The organism is Qipengyuania triglochinis (assembly GCF_054655615.1).
Window position 1 is genome coordinate 1 of the sequence record NZ_BAAHND010000003.1, and the last position, 20,416, is coordinate 20,416.

A 20,416-nucleotide genomic window follows, 5' to 3' on the forward strand; every position below is an offset into this window, starting at 1 on the left:
AATTTCAAGTGGGGGGGGGGGCCGGGGGGGGGGCGGCCGCCCCCCCCACCCCCCCCACGGCCTGATCCTGCCCTAAAACGCCTTGCGGATATCGATGCCCAAGTAACGCCCTGTCGGGTCGATCCGGAAGGGTTCATAGGCAGTGGGCACATCGCCATTCCCGTCAGTCACGCGGCGGCGCGCATCGAAGACATTGTCAGCGACCAGCGACACACGCAGCCCATCGAGCCAGCCGTCTTCCTTCTCGAAGACCTCGCCCAGATTGGCGAACAGGCGCAGATCGAAGGTCGCAAGATCGGAGAAGAACAGGTCGCTCGACCCGGGGAAGTCGCCACCCCTCAGAGTGGCATCACCGACATATTGTCCCGAAAGGCGCAGGCCATAGCCCTGCCAGAAGATACCGCCTTCAAGCCGCGATGTGTGACGCGGCAAGGCGCCGCCACCCAGCACGAAGCCGTCAAGCTGATCAAAAAGCGGACCGTCTTCGGACAACAGGACTTCGTTTTCCAGCGTGACATCGTGGCTGAGGCTGAGGAAGTACCGCGCGCGCTTGTCTTCGCGATCGCCGCCGAACATCATGCCACCGCCACGGCGCCCGCCGCCTTGCGCGTTCTGACCGCCTTCGGCGCTGCACATGCGTTCGCGCATGGCCTTGAGCTTTTCAGCATCGATTTCGCCATCCTCGTTTTTCAGCCGGGCGAGCATCTCTTCCGGCAGATCGTCGAGCTTTGGCGGATCGGCGCAGATCGCGGTTCGGATAGCCGCGAAACGCTCGCCGCGCTGTTCGGCATCCGCACCGCAAAAGCTTGCGCGGGCAGAAGCGATTTTCTGCGGATCGGGATTGCCATTTTCGTCGAGCAGGCGCGCGCGGAACATCTCGGGTATCTGCGACAGATCGGGCGTCTCGCCTTCCGGCGTGTCGCAGAAGACCTTGCGTACCGCTTCCATGCGAGCCGGGTCGAGGCTGAGTGTAGTCGCGCCGCTTGAACGGCCCTCAGCACGTTCACCGCGCGGGGCGGATTGCGGCTCTTTCCCGATCTCCCCGCGTGTGTTCAGCCCGAAGGAAAGGATGCGGCTGCGGGTCTGGTAGAGCGTGAGCGGACGGCGATCGATGGCAAGCAATTCACCCGCATCATTGCGGTCGACACGGTCGGGAAACGCCTGTTCGAAAGCCGAACTGAAGCCCGGCGATGAGGTTACGTCACGCGAACGGTTGATGCCGTAATCGACATTGAAACGGGTGTTCTCCCAGAACGGAAGTTCCCAATTGGCGCTGAATTTCCAGTCGGACTGCGTTTCTTCCTGAAGATCGGGATTGCCGCCCGTGATCACCGTCGCCAGCACGGTCTGCCCGGTCCGGTAATCGAATACGGTGGAATTCAGCTCGTCGATGCGCGGGCTGCCCAGATTGGTCAGCGACGGGGCAACCTGACGCCAGATGCGCGTCCCGCTGAGACTGAGATTCTCGAACGGCGACCAGTTGACGCCGAGCGACCAGTTCGCGAGCGTGCCGAAATCGGATAGATCGTCCACCCCGGCGACAGCAGTCACGCCGATATCCCCCAGCGCACCCAGCGGATCCCCCCGCCGCGCAACCGGGAGATTGACCGTCAGGCCCGCGCCAAGGCGGCGGCGGGAGAGTCCGAGATCAGCGTCGCTGCGCGTGTCTTCGCTTTCGATCCGGTTCCAGTCGAGGTTAAGATCGAGAGTGGTGCTGAGTTCGCCCGCCGGCAATGCAAGCGGAAAGCCGTTGAGGGTGAGCTTGTTGGCAGTCGTGTAATTGCGGCTGCGTGCGGTATCGAAGCCAGTGGCATCGTTGCGGTCGATTTCGGTCAGCGCGCGCGTGTAATTGTTGTCGCTGGTGAAGGTGGCGATCCAGTCGCCCAGCGGCTTGTTCACGCTCAGCCCGGTGGAGAAGCTGTCGGTATTGCCGCGCCGTTCGAGAGGCGTCGTGCCATCGATCGCCAGCCCGGATAGGCTGCGGGTCTCGTTATGGCCGAAGGTGCCGTTGAGGTTGAAGGAGGTTCCGCTGTCGATGAAGGCACGGGCATAGTTCGCCTCTGCCTGCACGCCGAAGGTATCCGAAATCAGGCTGCGAAATGGCGCTTCTTCGGGCGCCCCAGCGGGTGTTACGTCGCGCTCGGCCTCGGTCAGCGGGCTGCGGTCTTCCGCCTCAACACTTATATTGAGCCTGCCCTTCTCGCCGATTCTGAGCCAGGTCGCTTCCTGTTCGTTACGCGAATAGCCGCCGATACCGGGCTGTTCGTATTCGACTTCCGCGGTCAGGCTCTGGAAATCGGGCTTAAGCACGATGTTCACCACGCGCTGGTCGGCCGAATAGCCGAAGCGCTGGGCGACTTCCTCCGGAAACACCTCCACCTTGGCGACCGCCTCGGGGGGATAGCTGCGGAACTCGCGCCAGCTGGATACGCGAATACCATTGATCAGGAACACGGGCCGCCCGCCCCCGCGCCCCCCCCTGGCGCCGCTGCCGGTCGCAGGTTCGATGGCAGCGATCAGGTCGGCGATGGAATTGGCGCCGAAGGCAGCGATATCGGCCTCGTTATATTCGGCGATCGGCGGTTGATCGACAATCAGCTGTCCCTTGAGCCTAGTGCCGTAAACCACGATATCGCCATCTTCGACGGTCGGTTCGTCGCTGGCGGGGGCCGGACGCTGTTCCCCAGTAGGCTGTTCCTCTTGTGCCATTGCAGAAGGGACCTGCCATACCCATATGGCAGTGAGCGCGAGAAGCGCGGATTTCCGGGATTTGTGGATCATCAGGATCTTCCGATTTCTTGTCGTTGCCCCCTCGCCTCGTCTGATCGACGAACCGCAGGGTCGGCACAAGATGGGTTAGCGTAACATTTCGTCGCAGCAGGCTTGCACGCGGCTGAATGCCACACTCTTTCCTTTTATCCCGCCTCCCGCTATGGGCGCGCGACAATACTCGACCAACTGCATGACTTAAGGACACGAATGGCCAAAGAAGAACTTCTCGAAATGCGCGGGCGCGTTGTGGAACTGCTGCCCAACGCCATGTTCCGCGTCGAGCTCGAGAACGGCCACGAAGTTCTCGGCCACACTGCCGGCAAGATGCGCAAGAACCGCATCCGCGTGCTGGTGGGTGACGAAGTGCTGTGCGAGCTGACGCCTTACGATTTGACCAAGGCGCGGATCACATATCGCTTCATGCCGGGACGCGGCGGCCCCGGTCCCCAGTAAAACCTGCAGTAAGTCAGATTGGGCCAGCCCACTCTCATTCTTGCATCCGCCAGCCCGCGCCGCCGCGAATTGATCGCGCCGCTCGGTGTTGTGCCCGGCGCCATCAATCCTGCCAATATCGACGAGACGCCTGCCAAGGGTGAGCTTCCGCGCGCCTATGCCAAGCGGATGGCGCGAGAAAAGGCCGAAGCTGCCGCGAGCAGGGATGGCTTCGTTCTGGCAGGCGATACGGTGGTGTCGGTTGGACGCCGCATCCTGCCCAAGGCAGAGGATGAGGCGACGGCGCGCGAATGTCTGGCCCTTCTTTCCGGGCGCAGGCACCGGGTGCTTTCCGCGATCGCCCTGCGAGCACCCGACGGGACCTTGCGTGAGCGATTGAGCGAGACCATCGTCATGTTCAAGCGGCTCTCGCCGGACGAGATCGATGCCTACATCGCGAGCGGCGAGTGGGACGGCAAGGCCGGGGGCTACGCCATTCAAGGCATCGCCGAGGGGCTTATCAGCCGCATTCAGGGAAGCCATTCAGGCGTCGTCGGCCTCCCGCTTTACGAAACGCGCACGCTGCTGAAGGCAGCCGGGTTCGCAATTGCCTGACAACGGGCCCGCATGGGTCGTCGAAGACGGCGTGGGCGAAACCCGCGCTCTCCTGATCGACGGAGACAAAGTGCTGGCCGCCAAACTACGCTGGCCGGGCGAACTCTATCGCGGGCAGGAACTGACTGCGAAACTTGCCAGCAAACGCGGTGCCCGCGGCACTGCCATCACCGCCGAAGGCCGCGAACTGCTGGTCGACCGGCTCCCTCGCGAGGTGTCGGAAGGCAGCGAGCTGGATCTGGTGGTGACCCGCGCGGCGCTCACCGAACGCGGACGCTACAAATTGCCCTCCGCTCGCCTGGCCTCACAGCTATCGCCCGTAACCGATCCGATCGAGACGGGCAAACGTGTTCATCGCTTTCCGCCAGGAATGTGGGAGGATGTCTGGCAGGCCGCGAGTGCGGGCGAAGTGGCCTTCGATGGCGGATCGCTGCTGTTTGCCGTGACGCCGGCCATGACGCTGGTCGACATCGATGGCGCTCTCGATCCGCGCTCGCTTGCCTTGGCTGCAGTCGAACCGCTGGCACGCTCGCTAGCGGACTTCGATCTGGGTGGCTCGATCGGGATCGACTTTCCTACTCTAGAAGCCAAAGCCGAGCGCAAGGCCGTGGACACCGCATTGGGAGACGCGCTGGGCGACTGGTCGCACGAACGCACCGCCATGAATGGCTTCGGCTTCGTGCAATTGGTCGCACGGCTCGAAGGGCCATCACTGCTTCACCGCTTCGCCACCTCGCGTCTGGGTATGGCGGCCCGCATGGCGCTGCGCCGCGCGGAAGTGGTCGAGGGCGCTGGGGAAACCCTGCTTACCGTGCATCCCGCGCTCAAAGCCAAGCTAAGGCCCGAATGGCTGGCCGAGGTCGAGCGGCGCACCGGCAGGCCGCTGCGGATAGAAACCGATCCCGGTCTTGCCATCGAGGCGGCGGCTGCCCAGATCGTGGGCCATGAATAAAGTCTGCCCGATCTGCAAGAAACCACGCGTGGAAGAGCATAAACCCTTCTGCTCCAACCGCTGCCGCGACCGCGATCTCGCCCGGTGGTTCGGCGATGGCTATGCCCTTCCCGGACGGCCCGCCCTGCCCGAAGAAATCGCTGCGGAAGTGGTGAAGCCGCAAGACGATTGAATTAGGCCCTTGCCAAGCACGCGCGCCTTCGCCATAGGCGCCCACTCCAACCGCTGGTGAGCCTTCGGAAAGGCCTCAGCGACGGTAAGCCCGGGTAGCTCAGTTGGTAGAGCATGCGACTGAAAATCGCAGTGTCGGCGGTTCGAATCCGTCCCCGGGCACCACTTCTCTCCATGATACGCGACTGCACCGATCCGGCTTGCTGCCGGATGTGTTGATGCCTTTGGGCCAGCCGCAATGTGACCGGTAGTTACGGGCGTCCACAGGCGTGCTTCCCGTAACGCGATCTCCGCGCTATCCCCCGTGGATGCACGAAGAAACCGCGACCATGCTTTCCGCCTTCGATATAGCTGCCCTGCTCGTGGTGGCTGCGGCACTGCTAGGCTGGTTCAACCACCATTTCATCAAATTGCCGCATGTCATCGGCCTGACCGTGATGGGCGCGCTGGCAGCAATCGGGCTGATGGTGGCCGATCGGGTAATCCCCGGCATCACCCTGTATGATCAGGTGACCGAATTCCTCCAGCAGATGAATTTCACCGAGACACTGCTGCAGGGAATGCTCAGCTTTCTCCTGTTCGCCGGGGCGCTCCACGTCGATCTGGACCGGCTGAAAACGGCGTGGTTGCCCGTCCTCCTTCTTTCGACTTTAGGTGTGGTCATATCCACCGTCCTCGTTGGCGCCGCGATGTGGGGCGTGGGCTCGGTTCTGGGGCTGTCCTTCGCGCCTATCTGGTATTTCGTCTTCGGCGCTCTCATCGCCCCAACGGATCCGGTTTCGGTACTGGGCGTGCTGAAGGAGGAGAACGTCCCGCAATCCCTTCAGAGCGCGGTTGCCGGCGAAAGCCTGTTCAACGATGGCGTCGGCATCGTCGTCTTCATCATTCTTCTCGGCGCAGCGGTCAGCGGGAACGAGTTCTCCCTTTCGGAAGGCGCGCGGCTGTTCGCGATCGAAGCTGGCGGCGGTATCATCGTCGGCCTTGTTGCCGGTTACTTCGGGTACCGCGCGATGGCCGGAATGGATGAATACACTCTGGAAGTGCTCATTACGCTCGCCGTAGTCATGGGCGGCTATGCCTTGTGCAGCGAACTTCATATCTCCGGCCCACTGGCTATGGCTGTTGCGGGTCTTCTGATCGGCAACCAGGGCGTGACCTTTGCGATGAGCGATGTGACGCGCGATTATGTCATCAAGTTCTGGGAACTGGTGGACGAGGTGCTGAACTCGGTGCTCTTCCTGCTGATCGGGCTGGAAATGATCGTGCTCACCATCACCGGTGAAGTCCTGCTCTTCGGCCTGCTGGCCATCCCGCTGACCCTGATTGCCCGTGCAATCGGCATTTTCGTTTCGACCAAGACCATTCCCGCTGCCCGCCTGCAAGACAAAGGTGCGGGCCGCGTATTGTGGTGGGGTGGCCTGCGAGGCGGGATTTCGGTCGCGCTCGCTCTGTCGCTTCCGCCGGGCGAAACCCGCGACTTCATCCTGGCCGGCACCTTTGCCGCTGTGTTGTTCAGCGTGCTGGTCCAGCGCGCGACGCTGGGCATGCTGATTGACAAGCTCAAGGACGACAAGGCCCCGGCGATCGAAGGCGACGGCAAGCCCACCGCCCCATCAATTCACTAGGCTTGGGCCAGCTCGTCCGCTGCCGCGCCGATTTCGCCCCACACGCGATCAAGGTCGCCATCCTCAATGCAATAGGGCGGCATAACGTAAACCGTATTGCCTAGAGGCCTGAGCAGAAGACCCGCCTCGCGGAACCGACGCAGCAATCGAGGGCCGAGGTCGGAAAGGTAGCTACCTTCTGCATCGCCAACTTCGAGAGCCGCGATCGTGCCGCAGCGCCGCGAGTTGCGCACCACCGGATGGCCAGCAAGCTTGGAAAGGTGCTGCTCCTGCTTCGCGCCGAGGGCGGCGATCCTTTCCAGCACAGGCTCGTCGCGCCAGATCGCAAGGTTGGCATTCGCTGCTGCACAGGCAATGGGGTTCGCCGTATAGCTGGACGAATGATAGAAGGTGCGCTTCCGGTCTGTCGAATGATGCGCGTCCCAGATCGGTTCGCTCGCCATCGTAACCGCCAGCGGCATGGAACCGCCGGTCAGGCCCTTCGAAAGGCACATCATGTCGGGTACGACATCGGCCTGCTCGCAAGCGGTGAGCGTTCCTGTCCGGCCCCATGCAGTCATGACTTCATCGGCGATGTACAGCGTACCGTGCCTCGCGCAAATCTGGCGCATTTCGGCCAGAACATGCGGAGGATACATGAGCATCCCGCCTGCCCCTAGGACGAGTGGTTCGACGATGAATGCCGCGGCTCCTTCTGCGCACTCTCGCTCCAGAGCATCGAAGGTTGATTGAGGATTGTCTGCAGGGAAAGGCACCCTCCCGACATCGAACAACATGGGCGCATAGGCAGCATTGAACACACCGCGCGCGCCGACCGACATCGCCCCGATGGTATCCCCATGATAGGAGTGCTCCATCACGACGATGCGTTTGCGCTCTCCGCCCCGATGCTTCCAGTAGCCCAAGGCCATTTTCAGGGCGACTTCCACCGCCGTGGATCCGCTGTCGGAGAAGAAGGCGCGACTGAGTTCACTCGGTAGAATACGCGAAAGTTCGCGCGCCAAATTCTCTGCCGGTTCATGAGTCCACCCGGCAAAAATCATCTGATCTAGCTTACCGGCCTGTTCTGCAATGGCGGCGGAAATGCGAGGATTGCAATGACCGTGGGTCGTGACCCACCAGCTCGAAATGGCATCCACGATGCGGCGACCGTCACCAGTATGAAGGATAGCTCCTTCGGCCCGCACGATCAGCGGGATAGGGTCGCCGAGGCCATGCTGCGTGAACGGGTGCCAGACGGGCGATTGTGTCATTTAAAATCCGAGATATCGAAGTTGTTGGCAAATGCAGTGGCAAGGGATGGTGCATCGAGAGTGGCCAGAAATGGCAGGCGCCCAAGCCGACGAACATTGCCCAAGCGGCTGATCGTAGCCTCGCTGTCCTCGACCGCGTCGCCGATAAAGGTAACGCCATGCACAGACACACCGCGCGAGCGCAGCGCCTCCAAGGTCAGCAAGGAGTGGTTGATGGTACCGAGCGAGGTGCGCGCAACGACGACGACCGGCAGATCCCACCGCGCGAACATATCGGCGTAAAGGAGGTCCTCATTTAGAGGTACAAGAGCCCCGCCCGCGCCCTCAACTATCAAAGGCCGCTGCGGTGGAAGGGCGAGGCGATCGGGGTCGATCCTGACGCCATCAATCTGCGCGGCCAGATGCGGCGAACAAGGCGTGGTGAGCCGATAAGCTTCAGCAATTATTCGATCGGGCGAAAGCGCCGCCAATTTTGCTACGCGCGAGAGATCACCTTCCTCTTCCAAGCCTGCCTGCACCGGCTTCCAGTAATGAGCGCCGAGCGCTTGCGTCAGCGCTGCAGAAAACACGGTTTTCCCGATTTCCGTGTCGGTTCCGGTAACAACATATGCGGTCATCGAATTATCTCTTCCAGAGCGCCACCCAAGGCGTCGATCTCGTCTCTTACTACATTCAGGGTCAAGGAAATGCGCAGTCGGCTGCTGCCTTGGGGTACTGTGGGCGGCCTAATTCCCCGAACATCGAAACCGCGTCTTTGCAAGGCTTCAGCGGCGGCCATCGTGCGAGCTTCGCTGCCGAGTACGAAGGGCATGATCTGAGATCCGGTTTTTTGGATGCCCAGGGAGGTGAGGCGCTCGCCCGCGTAGTTTACCAGGGAGGCCAAGCCCTCTCTTCGCTCAGGTTCTTCCGCCACGATCTTCAAGGCTTCCCGCACACAGGCCGCCATCAATGGCGAAGGCGCAGTGGAGAAAATGAAGCCCCGAGCGCGATTGACCAGATGATCGCGCATGATGGCGGGCCCGCACAAAAGCGCTCCTTCGCATCCCAAGGCTTTGCCACAGGTGCGCAAGACAATGGAGTTGGTTCGGCCATCCAGATCGGCGGCCAGCCCTCTACCCCCCTCACCCCAAACGCCCGTAGCATGGGCATCATCGGCATAGAGCACGGCACCGTAGCGATCTGCGAGTTCCAGAAGATCGGTCAGCGGCGCACGATCGCCATCCATGCTGTAGAGGGTTTCAACGGCAATCCACGGAGTGCCTGCTGCACTGTTGTCTCGCCAGTGGCGAAGCACATCGGCAAAAGCTTGCACATCATTGTGAGCAATGCTGCGCGTCTCAGCCCGGGCAAAGCGCATGCCTTCATGCGCGCTCGCATGGATGAGTTCATCGTAACAGATGATGTCCCCGCGCTGCGGCAAAGTTGAGAGAAGCGCACTGTTGGCAGCGTAGCCGCTAGCCATAAACAATGTGCTTTCACATCCGAAGAAGTTGGCGGCCTCCATCTCCAGCCGTTCATGCTCCGGGTGGTTGCCCCGCAATAGCCGCGACCCTCCCGATCCAACCGAAACGCCTCGCCCCATGGCCTCGCCGACAGCAGCCTTCAGTCGCTCGCTGTCCGCGAGTGCCAGATAATCGTTCGAAGAGAAGTCGATCCCGGTCGGTGTACAGAGTGAGCGCAGCCGGGACAATTCCCGCAACCCATCCAGGTCGCCCGCCAGTTTTGCGAAGGGACTGCGCAGTGTTTCCGCTTTTTCCATGTGCGCTCCCGCTAACGGGGTCATGCCGCGCCTGCAATTGCTTTCGCCGCTCACGCTCTGTATGGCCCCGCCCACATTACGGTGCGGGGTTGCGAGTGGCGATTCTGCGGCCGAAGGCTTTTCCAGCGAGGGAACATACGCATGGCACGTCGCCGCCAGATCTACGAAGGTAAGGCCAAGATACTCTATGAAGGTCCCGAGCCGGGCACGATCATCCAGTATTTCAAGGATGATGCGACCGCCTTCAATGCCGAGAAAAAAGGCACGATCAACGGCAAGGGCGTGATCAACAATCGCATCAGCGAATATGTGTTCACCCGCCTTTCGCATATCGGCATCCCGACCCACTTCATTCGCCGCCTCAACATGCGCGAACAGCTGGTGCGTCAGGTTGAGATCATTCCGCTTGAAGTTGTGGTCCGCAACGTCGCCGCAGGGTCGCTCAGCAAGCGGCTTGGCGTGGAAGAAGGCGAGCTTCTCCCTCACACATTGATCGAATATTGCCTCAAGGACGATGCGCTGGGCGATCCGAAGGTCTCGGAAGAGGAAATCGCCTGCTTCAACTGGTGCAGCCATGAAGAAATGCAGGACATGTCGTCCATGGCCATCCGCATCAACGACTTCCTCTGCGGGATGTTTGCCGCCATCGACATCCGGCTGGTTGACTTCAAGCTGGAGTTCGGCCGGATCTGGGACGGAGACTACAGCCGCACGATCCTGGCAGACGAGATCAGTCCGGACGGTTGCCGCCTGTGGGATATCAACACCGGCGAAAAGCTCGATAAGGACCGGTTCCGCCGGGATATGGGCGGCGAAAGCGAAGCCTATCAGGAAGTCGCGCGGCGGCTTGGGCTGTTGCAGAACGAGGACAACGGCCCCGGAGAAGTACTGGACATGAACGCACACCGCGGCCGGCTGCGCAGTCCCGCGAAGCCCGCCAAGAAGTGATTAGACCACGTATCGCAAGGTGAGGCCGCTAGGCGCGATTGCATAGGCGCAATCCGGCATGTGATCGCCATCGACCTGCACGGGGGTCACGCAACGGTCGAACTCTATCCTACGGCAGGAGCGGACATTTGCCTTGGCAAAGCGCTCCACAGGAAGGCCGAGCATTGCTGCAAGACTGAGGGCCATGATGCGTAGTCGTGTGCCCTCACCCACCGTGATGAGTTCCACCGAATCTGCATGTAGAGCCGCCTCGGGACTGAGGCGGAAAGGACCTGCATAAAGCGCAGCGTTGGAGACGATCACTGCCTCCGCCTCGCCTGCAAATTCCTCTCCATCTACCGTTGTTCCGCGAATACGCATCGGAGCACGCGGCCATTCGCGCAATTGCTGCATCATCGCGACGACATAGGCGTAGCGCCCGATCCGTTTTTTCAGTTCCCCCGATACCCGAGCGACCGCGTGGCTATCAGGCCCTATCGAGAGGCACGATACGATAGGCATGTCTCCCAGCCGGTAAAGCGGCGCCTCCACCCAGCCTTCCGGCCCACGCGCCCACGCGCCGGCCAGCTTTTTGGCGAACGACTTTGGATTGCGGGGATAGTTCAATTCGCGCGCCACAAGATTGATCGTTCCCGAAGGTGCAATTGCCAGCGGAATTCGATCGGCATCGGCTCCTAGCGCCTGCACTGTATCGCGCAGCGTTCCATCGCCGCCGTGAACACATACAAGGTCGGCAGTTCCAGACAGGACTGTCCCCTCAGCAGTTGTCGGCAGTACGTTCACTTCGAACCCAGAATCCACAAGTGCGGACGCCAGTTTATCACAAACGTCTTGGCTGAAACTTCCTGAGACAGGGTTGAAGACGAGGTCTAGCTTGGTCACCTGATGCTCCTACCCGCAGGAGCGTTCAACGCAACCGCCGGGAATTCTTGCTGCCTTCAAGAGCCGGAGAAAATGGGAGATTCCAGCTTTCACTACCCACTTCTTTTATCCTAGCACCGAAACCGATGAACCTGCGAAACGGCAGCTAGGATGGGGATACAGATATGACACGCAAGAAACTCGCTCATGTGCTGGCAGCGCTACCGCTTTTCGCACTCACCGTTCCTGTAGGAGTATTCGCCCAAGATTCCGGGGGCGCGTTAGTCACGGCCTCACCATCGGGCGAAACAGCATGGGGGATACCGGTTTACGACATACCGGCTGATGCCGATGTGCGCTTCGGCGTTTTGCCCAATGGTATGAAATACGCGATCGCGCATAACGAGACTCCGGAGAACACGGCAGTAGTCCGTTTCGGTTTCGATGTCGGCTGGGTGGATGAGCGCGAAGAAGAACTCGGACTGGCTCATGTCATCGAACACATGGCGTTCAACGGATCGACCAATGTCCCTGAAGGCGAGATGATAAAGCTGCTCGAGCGGCTCGGCCTCGCATTCGGGGCTGACACGAATGCTTCGACCGGTTTCGAAGATACGATCTACAAGCTCGATCTCCCGCGGGTGGATGATGAACTCGTCGATACAGCCTTGATGCTGATGCGCGAGACTGCGTCCGAAATCACCATCGCGGATGAAGCGGTCGATCGTGAGCGGGGCATTATCCAGTCTGAAACGCGCACCCGCAACAATTACCAAATTCGCAGGCTCAAGGATTACTTCAATTTCGTCGCCCCCAATACTTTATATGCAAAGCGATTCAGGGCTGATGGAACAGTAGAGAACATCGATACCGCTCCCGGTTCCGTCGTCCGGGATCTCTACAGACGCTATTATCGCCCGGATAATGCAACGCTGGTCGTAGTCGGCGATGTCGATCCGGAAGCGATCGAAGCCAAGATCGTCGATAAATTCTCCAGCTGGCAGGCGCCCGCCGCACCGATTGCCGAAGTAGACAAGGGCTTGGTCGATATTCAGCGCGGCCGGGCAGCAGGAAATTTCGTCGATCCAGATGTGCCCTACATCGTGACCATCGATCGTTTTGCTCCTTATAAGGAACGCGAAGAAACCATTGCCGAATTGCGCCAGCAGTTGCTCATCAATCTCGGCACCATGATCCTCAATCGCCGTTTCCAGCGAATTGTCACCAGCGAAAATGCGCCAATCGTCGGTGGGAGCGCCAGTGCCAGCGACTTTTTCGACATCAACCGGCAGGCCACAATGCAAGTACAAGCCAAGGAAGGCGAATGGCAGCAGGCGTTGGCAGTTGCCGAACAGGAATGGCGGCGTGCGGTCCAATATGGTTTCACGACCGCCGAACTGGCCGAGCAATTGGCCAATCTTGAAAAAGCCCTGCGGGACGGGGCCGCACAGGAAGGCACACGGCCTAACCAGCAGCTCGCCGACACGATCCTGGCAACTTCGCGCGCCGAAGATCTGTTCGTCAAGCCGAGCACTTATTACGAGCTGTTCGAACGCTTGAAGCCTGAATTGACCGCAGATGCCGTGAGCGCTGCTCTGGCCGATCATTACACGCTTAGCGATCCTCTAATCCATGTTTCGACCAAGGAACCAATTGCGAACGCGGAAACCACCATTCTCGCAGCCTACGATACTTCACAACGGCTGGCTGTGTCTGCGCCGGAAGACAGTGATGTCGCCGAATTCGCTTATGCGCCCTCCACAAGCACTGCGAAAATCGTATCGGACGCTGTCATCGATGACTTGGGAATCCGTACGATTCGGTTTGCCAACAATGTTCTGCTGAATCTCAAGCAGACCACTTTCGAAGACGACACCTTGCGGTATTCGATACGCGTGGGTTCCGGCCAGTTGGCATTTCCGGATGACGATCTTGCCGAAGCCGTTCTGCTCTCGAACCTGAGCGCCCAAGGCGGTCTCGGACAGCACAGCTTCGATGAGTTGCGGCAGATTTTTGCAGGACAGAGCCTTACTTACGGCTTCAACGTTGCCGAGGACAAGTTCGTGGTGTCCGGCGCCGGGACCATGGCCGACCTACCAGCGCAAATGCAATTGAGCATGGCCTATCTGACCGATCCAGGCCTTCGCCCCGAAATGATCAGCCAGTGGCTCGGCCTGATCCCGCCTTTCATAGCGCAAATCGATTCGACTCCGCAGGCGGTGGCTCAGTTCAAAGCCGGCGAAGTCGTAACGGGAGGAAATCCCCGCTTCGCATTTCCGGACCAAGCCGAACTAGAAGCTGTAAGCGCAGATCGTGCACGCGAGCTTATTTCGGGGGAACTCGCCAGCGCACCGATAGAAATCGCGGTAGTAGGTGAATTCGACATGGATGCGGTCATCGCAGCCGTCGCATCGACCTTTGGCAGCCTGCCAGCTCGCAAAACAGAACTCGCGCCGCATGAACAGCGCCGAATGGCCAGTTTCACCAATGATCGCGGCGAGCGCGTATTGACCCATGCGGGGGCTCCGGATCAGGCTCTGGCGCTCACCTATTGGCCCACGACCGACGATGCTGACGCCCAGGAAGAGGCGACGCTGGAGCTGCTTGCCCGCATCCTGCGTCTCGAAATGACGGATACGATCCGCGAACAATTGGGAGCATCCTATTCGCCCACCTCCGGCTCATCGATGTCTAATATTTATGATGGGTACGGCACGTTCTCCACCTCGGTTATTGTCGAACCGTCACAGGCGTCAGAAGTCTTCGGGGTTGTCGATCAGCTGGCAGAAAAGCTGCGTACCGCACCGGTGGACGAGGACACGCTAGCCCGCGCGCGTAAGCCACTGCTCGAGCAGATCGCGCAGGCGAAGAAAAGCAATGGCTGGTGGCTCGGCGTTGCCGACGACGCGCAGTTGGAGGCGGATCGGCTCGACCGCATCCGTACGCAAGAGGCGCGCTACAATGCGGTCACGCCACAAATGCTTCAGCGGGCGGCGCAGGAATATCTCGATCCTGCCCACGCCTTGCGGATCCGCATCGTGCATGAATCATTGGCCGACAGTCAGTAGGAACGACATCCATAAAAAAGGGCTGCGAGGAAATCCCTCGCAGCCCCTTTCGTTTTTTTGCGTGACTTAATGCTGGAAGCGAACGGAGACCCCGATCACGCGTGGATCGTTTACGAAAGCGGTATTGTTATTGAAATCGATACCGCCCTTTACATTGTCCTCGTTGGTGATGTTTCGAGCGAAAAGCGCCAACTCCAGACTCCCGTCGAACTTGGCATAGCCGATCCGCAGCCCGCCTTCGATCTGGTCTTCCGCGTTGAATTCGGCACTTTCGTACAGAAAGAAGTTCGTCGCGCCTTGGTAAGTCCAATCGGTGTAGGCGAAAAGCTCACCCTGCGCAGAAATTGGAACGGCATAACGCGCTGTAAGATCTGCGATCCATTCCGGAGCGTTGGGGAACGGGTTTCCGTCGACCAGCGCACGGCTTGTGCCGCCGATGTCCACCAGCGGATCAAGAACCGTACATTGCAGACAGGTGCCCACCGCCAGCTGATCGTCCTGAATTTCGGTCTTGTTCCAGCTTGCACCGCCCGTGATCAGGAAATCGGGCGTGACCTGAAACGCGGAATCCATCTCGAATCCGTAACCGCGGCCTTTATTGGCATTTACGAGCTGGACCAGATTGTCGGCTCCTCCGATTGCCGAAAACTGCGGATCGTCGATCGTGTAATAATAGCCTGCTAGGTTGAACCGAACACGACGGTTGAGAAGCTCGGATTTGAGACCGGCCTCATAGCTCATGATCTTTTCGCTGGTCGCGATGGAGGGCGGATTGAAGAAAGCAACGTCGCGGCCCTGAATTGTCGGCGCACGAAAACCACTGGCCACGCGAGCATAGAAGCTTGCATCCCCCGTCAGTTCATAAAAGGCAGCAAGGTCCCAACTGATGCGCTCGTCCGATACGGACCGCGCTTGCGGATCGGCAGCGTCACGTACGAAGAAATCCTTGTCGTCCTCTGTATAGCGCAATCCGCCTGTAAGCTTGAGTTCGGGCGTTACTTCGCCTGTTACCTGGCCGAATACGGCCCAGCTTTCGTTGGTGTGGTTCACTGTCACTGGCGGAGGGAAATCGAACCCGACTGTTGTCACGTCGAAATCGCTATCGAAATAGAACCCGCCAATCTGCCATTCGAAAGCTCCGCCAATATTGGAGGCAAGACGAACTTCCTGGGTGAACTGGTCGAGCGACAACGAATCCTTCGTGTCCGACTGGAAAGGGATGACGCCGGGACCATCGACCGCGTTGCCGCCATCGATGTCACCGCGGCTCGAGCCTTCACTGTCGGCCCAACTCGTGATGCTGGTCAGCGTTGCGAAGTCAGAATCGTATTCGGCTTTGAGCGTCGCGATTTCCGCTTTGTATATCGCTTCATTGCCGCCGCCGGCGTCATAATAGACAGTATCGCGGTCATAGTTGTCGTTCAGATCGTTCGAACCGGGACCAAGGATGTTCGCCCGGAAAAGAGTCGACGTGCCATCGAGATCGCGGACCGAATAGCTGCCGAGGATAGACAGGCGATCGGTTGGCGTCAGCAATAACTGAGCGCGGCCCGCGATATCGCTATAAGCACCGTAAGCGTTTTTCTCGCCGGTAAAGCCATTGTCGACCCAGTCATCGCGCTGCTGCCAAAGGCCCGAGAGACGCACGGACGCAATTCCCGGGACCAGCGGAACGGTTACGCCGCCGTCGATCGATACCGTGTCGAAGCTGCCATAGCTGAGTGATCCAGTGACCGAGAACTCGTCCCCCGGCTTGGTCGTGTCGATCTTGACGATACCGGCCGGAGTATTGCGTCCGAATAGCGTACCTTGCGGGCCACGCAGGACTTCGATGCGCTCTACGTCGAAGATGGGGAAGCTCTTGAGCGACACGTTTTCGAGCACGACGTCGTCCATGACAACCGAAACCGGTTGAGATGCCGCAAGGTCGAAATCCGTATTGCCGAGTCCGCGTATATAAAAACGCGGAGCAGCGCGGCCATTGGAGCTTTCAACGAACAGCCCGGGTACCCGGCCGGCGAGAGCGGTGATATCCGCTCCGGCGTCGAAGATCGTCCTCGCTGCATCCGCAGAGATTGTGGCAGCAGAAACGGCGACGTCCTGCAGATTTTCTTCGCGGCGGTTGGCCGTGACGACGATGACATCGAGCATCGAATTGTCGGGCTGTTCGGCACCGGTGGCGTCGATGTCGGAACTGTCGACGCTTTGCTGTGTCTGGGCCATTGCTGGCTGTGCACAAGCGATTGCAAGCACGCTCGCCGATAGGGAACGGAGAATAAAGGAGCGGTCAATCATCGGAGAGATAATCCTTTTGACCCGGTACGCTAAAATTCGAGAGCGCGGGGCTGGTGGACGGAAATGTAAATTGACCCAGACGCCTGTAATGAGAACGTCACAAAATTGCAGTTCCGAAAGTCCTCAAAGGCGTGGTTTTCCTCCTATGTTGCAATGCAGCAACATTTAATTGACCTAGGTTGACGGCTTACCGTTTCTTAATTGGTGGATTTCTCGCCAAGCTTGCTCTCGGAGCCCGTTGACGGCATAGGCCCGCGCAATCTGCCAACACGGTAAAACCGAAAGGCCGCTAATGAAGATTCGCGTTCTCGTAAGCCTCAAGCCCGGCGTGCTCGACCCTCAGGGACGTGCCGTGCACCATGCGCTCGAAGGTTTAGGCTTCAAGGGTGTCGACGATGTTCGCATCGGCCGCACAGTGGAACTAGATGTCGCTGACGATACTTCCGACCAAGCATTGAACGACATGTGCGAGAAGCTGCTCGCCAACACTGTGATCGAAAATTACAATATCGAGAAGCTGGGCTGATGGCTTTTCGTTCGGCAGTCATCACCTTCCCCGGCTCGAACTGCGACCGCGATATGGCCGTGGCGCTGGAACGGGTTTCGGGCGCTGCTCCGGTCCGCGTTTGGCATGGTGAAGCCGAATTGCCCGATGGACTGGATTTCATAGCGCTTCCCGGTGGCTTCTCCTACGGCGACTACCTGCGATCGGGCGCAATGGCGGCGAACAGCCCGATCATGCGAGAAGTGGTCCGTGCCGCCGATCGTGGGATACCAGTTCTGGGTGTTTGCAATGGGTTCCAGGTCCTGACCGAAGCGCGCCTGCTGCCGGGCGCACTGATGCGTAACGCGAGCCAGCATTTTATCTGCCGAACGGTGTCGTTGAAGGTCGAGAATTCCCAATCACTGTTCACTCAGGGATACGAGGCCGGGCAGGAAATCCGGATACCGGTCGCGCATCACGACGGAAATTACTTCGCCGACGACGCCACTTTGGACGAATTGGAATCTGAAGGCCGTGTCGCATTCCGCTATGTCGAAAATTGCAACGGATCGCAGCGGGATATTGCAGGCGTTCTCAACAAGGCCGGCAATGTGCTTGGCATGATGCCCCATCCGGAACGCGCAGTGGATGCCGCGCATGGTGGAACAGATGGTGCCGCACTATTTGAAGGTGCAATGAACGCGCTGGCCAGCGCCTAAACGCTGTTACAATCGCCGCTAGGCGATCTTGCGAGTATCCGAAACGCGGCGATCGAAAATGCGGCGGACATCTTCGGACGGCATCGGCCGGCCGAAATGGTACCCCTGGATTTTGGTGCAACCCAGCTGGCGGATCAGCTCAGCCTCCTCCTCGTTTTCAACACCCTCTGCCGTGGTCGACATGCCGAGACTGTCCGCCATGGCGACGACCGCGCGGATGATCGCGAGACTTTCCGGACTATTCTGAGCCGCTCCCTGCACGAAACTGCGATCGACCTTGATGGTGGTGAACCGCAATTTCCGAAGATAGCCGAGGGACGAATACCCTGTCCCGAAGTCATCCAATGCTACCGAACAGCCTAAAGCCATGCACTGCTCGAGGGCCTTCCGCGCGACATTGGCGTCACGCATGAAAATACTCTCAGTAACCTCTATTTCGAGACGCCGCGGATCCAATCCGCTGTGTGAAAGGGCACGCACCACAGTGCCGGCAAAGTCTGGCTCTACCAACTGTTCCGGCGAGACATTTATGTTGACCTTGACGTGTTCTGGCCAGTTCTGCGCAGCTTCGCGGCAAGCTTCGCGCATCACCCAAGTTCCGATCGGAACGATCAGGCGCGTATCTTCCGCCAGGGGAATGAATTTGGCTGGGCTTACAAAGCCGTGCTCTGCGCTGTCCCAGCGAATGAGAGCTTCGAAGCTCACAACCTGTTCCGACTGGGCGTCCACTACAGGCTGGTAATGCAATACGAATTCGTTTCTCTCCAATGCGCTGCGCAGCGAGAATTCGAGCACTCGCCGTTCCTCCGCATCGAAATGCAAGGAAGGTTCGAACTCGAAATGAACCCCGCCACCTTCGTCCTTGGCACGATAGAGCGCGAGATCCGCATTTCGGAGCAACTCCTCGACTTTCTGACCATCACGGGGGCCGATGCATGACCCTACGCTGGCTCCGACATAAAGGACCTGATTGTCGAGATAATAGGGCATCGACAGCGTGGCGATTATTTCTCTGGCTAGGGCATCAATACGATGGCGATCGCTCGCGTCGCGAATCACTACCGCGAATTCGTCACCGCCAAGCCTTCCGCACAATTCACCTTCGCGCATCAGCGGCAGCAGCCGTGCCGCAACCTGTCCCAGCATTCGGTCGCCGACAAGGTGTCCCAGCGAGTCGTTAATAGCCTTGAAGCGATCGAGATCGATCATAAGGAGCGCACAGCGCGAGCGCCACCTTTCAGAGTAAGCTAGTGCCTGCGATAAAGATTCATTTACCTGTGTGCGGTTGGGCAACTGGGTCAGGGTATCGTAGCGAGCGAGATATTCGATCTTTTCGCTACTTTCACGCTGCACGGTGACGTCAGAACCTACGCCACGGAACCCCAGCCATTGCCCGTCTTCGTCGAACATGGGTGTGCCCGACATTTCCCACCAACGCAGTTTCTCGCCGGCCGTTACTTTTACGATCAGATTGGAGAAACTTTCTTTCTTTTTGAGCTTATCAGCCAATTCATGCAGACTTCCGTGAAACTCGCCCGACTTCCAACCATCGCCGGAGATGAGTTGTAAGAGCGACTTCCCCTCGATTTCGGAAATTTCGCCGCCAATCGCATAGGCGAGCCGCGGGCTTACGGAGCGCAAGCGGCGATTTGTATCGATCTGCCACAGCCAGTCGGCCTGACCATCCTCGAATTCCCGCAGCAGCATCGAGACGGTTTCGCTCTTCTCGTGCATTTCCAGCTCGGTCGTGTGCATGTCCCAAGCTGCGCGCGCGCATTCGATCACGCCGAGGCAGCCGAAGGCTGCTGTGGCTACAATTATCGCTGCAATCCCGAAGTAACCGCTGGCTATGGCGGTGACCAGCATTCCCGTACATGCACTTAGGGTGAAGGCAATGATCGTGAGAGGCGCACAAAAGCGACTGACCGAACCGACCATCACGACGAACGCGAGAAAGGCCCACAACTGCGCGACTATTCCTTGCGCACCTGTGAAAACGAAAACGCCGAGCCCCCCGGACCAGATCGCTCCCTTGGCGGCCCCCATCAGGGCGTGGCGCCGCAATTCGGCGCTAGTGAGCGTGCGCTCATCTGCATCCTTCAATTTGCGATCGAGCACGAAGCCCATTGCAAGAACACTGCCCAAGAGGCCAGCCCATGCCCATAACAACGGATGAGGGACGCGCGACCAGCACAGCCATAAAACCGCACACATCGCGATTCCGTGTATGAGAACGCGGGTGTAGGCTCGCTGGGCAACGAGTTGATATCGCTTTCCATGGAAACGGCCAAAGTCGCCACGATCTGGATCTTCCAATCCGATCACCTGCCGAATGCTCATGGCCGAGCTATCTATCGATGGCATGTTTTTCGCTTCGCTCACGCGGTTGCAATTAAGCTTAAAAGGTTATTTCCCGGTAAAATTCCGCGGGTGCCAACATTTGTACGTTGGATCGATTAACC

General features: G+C 59.3%; 16 protein-coding genes and 1 tRNA gene. 10 read left to right on the forward strand and 7 right to left on the reverse strand.

The features are described 5' to 3' along the window. Positions 1–72 precede the first annotated feature (72 nt). The gene (locus tag ACYQ0G_RS11795) at positions 73–2,781 is read right to left on the reverse strand and encodes a TonB-dependent receptor (RefSeq protein WP_460102874.1); all 2,709 of its coding nucleotides are present in this window, start codon (positions 2,779–2,781) and stop codon (positions 73–75) included. Between the two features lie 198 nt (positions 2,782–2,979). Here ACYQ0G_RS11795 and infA point away from each other — a divergent pair, with 198 nt between their 5' ends. From infA to ACYQ0G_RS11825, 6 genes are all read left to right on the forward strand, one after another. Continuing rightward, positions 2,980–3,225, forward strand: coding sequence for a translation initiation factor IF-1 (infA, locus tag ACYQ0G_RS11800; RefSeq protein ID WP_007163491.1), 246 nt, complete (start codon positions 2,980–2,982; stop codon positions 3,223–3,225). Between the two features lie 18 nt (positions 3,226–3,243). Further along, positions 3,244–3,819 carry a Maf family protein gene (locus ACYQ0G_RS11805; RefSeq protein ID WP_460102877.1) on the forward strand — a complete coding sequence of 192 codons (576 nt, stop codon included), beginning with the start codon at positions 3,244–3,246 and terminating at the stop codon, positions 3,817–3,819. Further along, positions 3,812–4,771 carry an Rne/Rng family ribonuclease gene (locus ACYQ0G_RS11810; RefSeq protein WP_460102879.1) on the forward strand — a complete coding sequence of 320 codons (960 nt, stop codon included), beginning with the start codon at positions 3,812–3,814 and terminating at the stop codon, positions 4,769–4,771. The genes ACYQ0G_RS11805 and ACYQ0G_RS11810 overlap by 8 nt, the downstream gene beginning before the upstream one ends. Continuing rightward, on the forward strand, positions 4,764–4,943 hold the full coding sequence (locus tag ACYQ0G_RS11815) for a DNA gyrase inhibitor YacG (RefSeq protein WP_460102880.1): 180 nt from the start codon (positions 4,764–4,766) through the stop codon (positions 4,941–4,943). Before ACYQ0G_RS11810 ends, ACYQ0G_RS11815 begins: the two co-directional genes overlap by 8 nt. Before the next feature lie 88 nt (positions 4,944–5,031). Next, positions 5,032–5,107, forward strand: a tRNA-Phe gene (locus tag ACYQ0G_RS11820). 164 nt (positions 5,108–5,271) lie between these two features. Further along, on the forward strand, positions 5,272–6,567 hold the full coding sequence (locus ACYQ0G_RS11825; RefSeq protein ID WP_460102881.1) for a cation:proton antiporter: 1,296 nt from the start codon (positions 5,272–5,274) through the stop codon (positions 6,565–6,567). Here the strand turns inward: ACYQ0G_RS11825 and ACYQ0G_RS11830 are convergent. From ACYQ0G_RS11830 to ACYQ0G_RS11840, 3 genes are read right to left on the reverse strand one after another with little or no spacing between them, the layout of a single operon-like run. Further along, on the reverse strand, positions 6,564–7,820 hold the full coding sequence (locus tag ACYQ0G_RS11830; RefSeq protein ID WP_460102883.1) for an adenosylmethionine--8-amino-7-oxononanoate transaminase: 1,257 nt from the start codon (positions 7,818–7,820) through the stop codon (positions 6,564–6,566). The two genes, ACYQ0G_RS11825 and ACYQ0G_RS11830, sit on opposite strands and share 4 nt — an antisense overlap. Next, positions 7,817–8,437 (reverse strand): dethiobiotin synthase, encoded by a 621-nt coding sequence (gene bioD, locus ACYQ0G_RS11835; protein ID WP_460102884.1) that lies wholly within the window; start codon positions 8,435–8,437, stop codon positions 7,817–7,819. Before bioD ends, ACYQ0G_RS11830 begins: the two co-directional genes overlap by 4 nt. After that, entirely contained in the window at positions 8,434–9,579 is a 1,146-nt protein-coding gene (locus ACYQ0G_RS11840) for an 8-amino-7-oxononanoate synthase (RefSeq protein WP_460102886.1), read from the reverse strand. Before ACYQ0G_RS11840 ends, bioD begins: the two co-directional genes overlap by 4 nt. 141 nt (positions 9,580–9,720) lie before the next feature. On the opposite strand from ACYQ0G_RS11840, the gene purC reads away from it, so the two are divergent. Beyond that, complete coding sequence (gene purC / locus ACYQ0G_RS11845; RefSeq protein WP_221542036.1) at positions 9,721–10,527, forward strand: phosphoribosylaminoimidazolesuccinocarboxamide synthase; 807 nt, start codon at positions 9,721–9,723, stop codon at positions 10,525–10,527. On the opposite strand, the gene ACYQ0G_RS11850 is transcribed toward purC, so the two are convergent. Then, the gene (locus tag ACYQ0G_RS11850; protein ID WP_460102888.1) at positions 10,528–11,409 is read right to left on the reverse strand and encodes a diacylglycerol/lipid kinase family protein; all 882 of its coding nucleotides are present in this window, start codon (positions 11,407–11,409) and stop codon (positions 10,528–10,530) included. It lies immediately after the preceding gene. 164 nt (positions 11,410–11,573) lie between these two features. On the opposite strand from ACYQ0G_RS11850, the gene ACYQ0G_RS11855 reads away from it, so the two are divergent. Then, the gene (locus ACYQ0G_RS11855; RefSeq protein WP_460102890.1) at positions 11,574–14,456 is read left to right on the forward strand and encodes a M16 family metallopeptidase; all 2,883 of its coding nucleotides are present in this window, start codon (positions 11,574–11,576) and stop codon (positions 14,454–14,456) included. 66 nt (positions 14,457–14,522) lie between these two features. On the opposite strand, the gene ACYQ0G_RS11860 is transcribed toward ACYQ0G_RS11855, so the two are convergent. Next, the gene (locus ACYQ0G_RS11860) at positions 14,523–16,679 is read right to left on the reverse strand and encodes a TonB-dependent receptor (protein ID WP_460102891.1); all 2,157 of its coding nucleotides are present in this window, start codon (positions 16,677–16,679) and stop codon (positions 14,523–14,525) included. 364 nt (positions 16,680–17,043) lie between these two features. On the opposite strand from ACYQ0G_RS11860, the gene purS reads away from it, so the two are divergent. Further along, complete coding sequence (gene purS, locus ACYQ0G_RS11865) at positions 17,044–17,277, forward strand: phosphoribosylformylglycinamidine synthase subunit PurS (protein WP_460102893.1); 234 nt, start codon at positions 17,044–17,046, stop codon at positions 17,275–17,277. Further along, positions 17,277–17,954, forward strand: a complete 678-nt coding sequence (purQ, locus tag ACYQ0G_RS11870; RefSeq protein ID WP_460102896.1) for a phosphoribosylformylglycinamidine synthase subunit PurQ — start codon at positions 17,277–17,279, stop codon at positions 17,952–17,954. The genes purS and purQ overlap by 1 nt, the downstream gene beginning before the upstream one ends. An 18-nt stretch (positions 17,955–17,972) precedes the next feature. Here the strand turns inward: purQ and ACYQ0G_RS11875 are convergent, their stop codons facing one another. Further along, entirely contained in the window at positions 17,973–20,294 is a 2,322-nt protein-coding gene (locus tag ACYQ0G_RS11875; RefSeq protein ID WP_460102898.1) for a putative bifunctional diguanylate cyclase/phosphodiesterase, read from the reverse strand. Positions 20,295–20,416 lie beyond the last annotated feature (122 nt).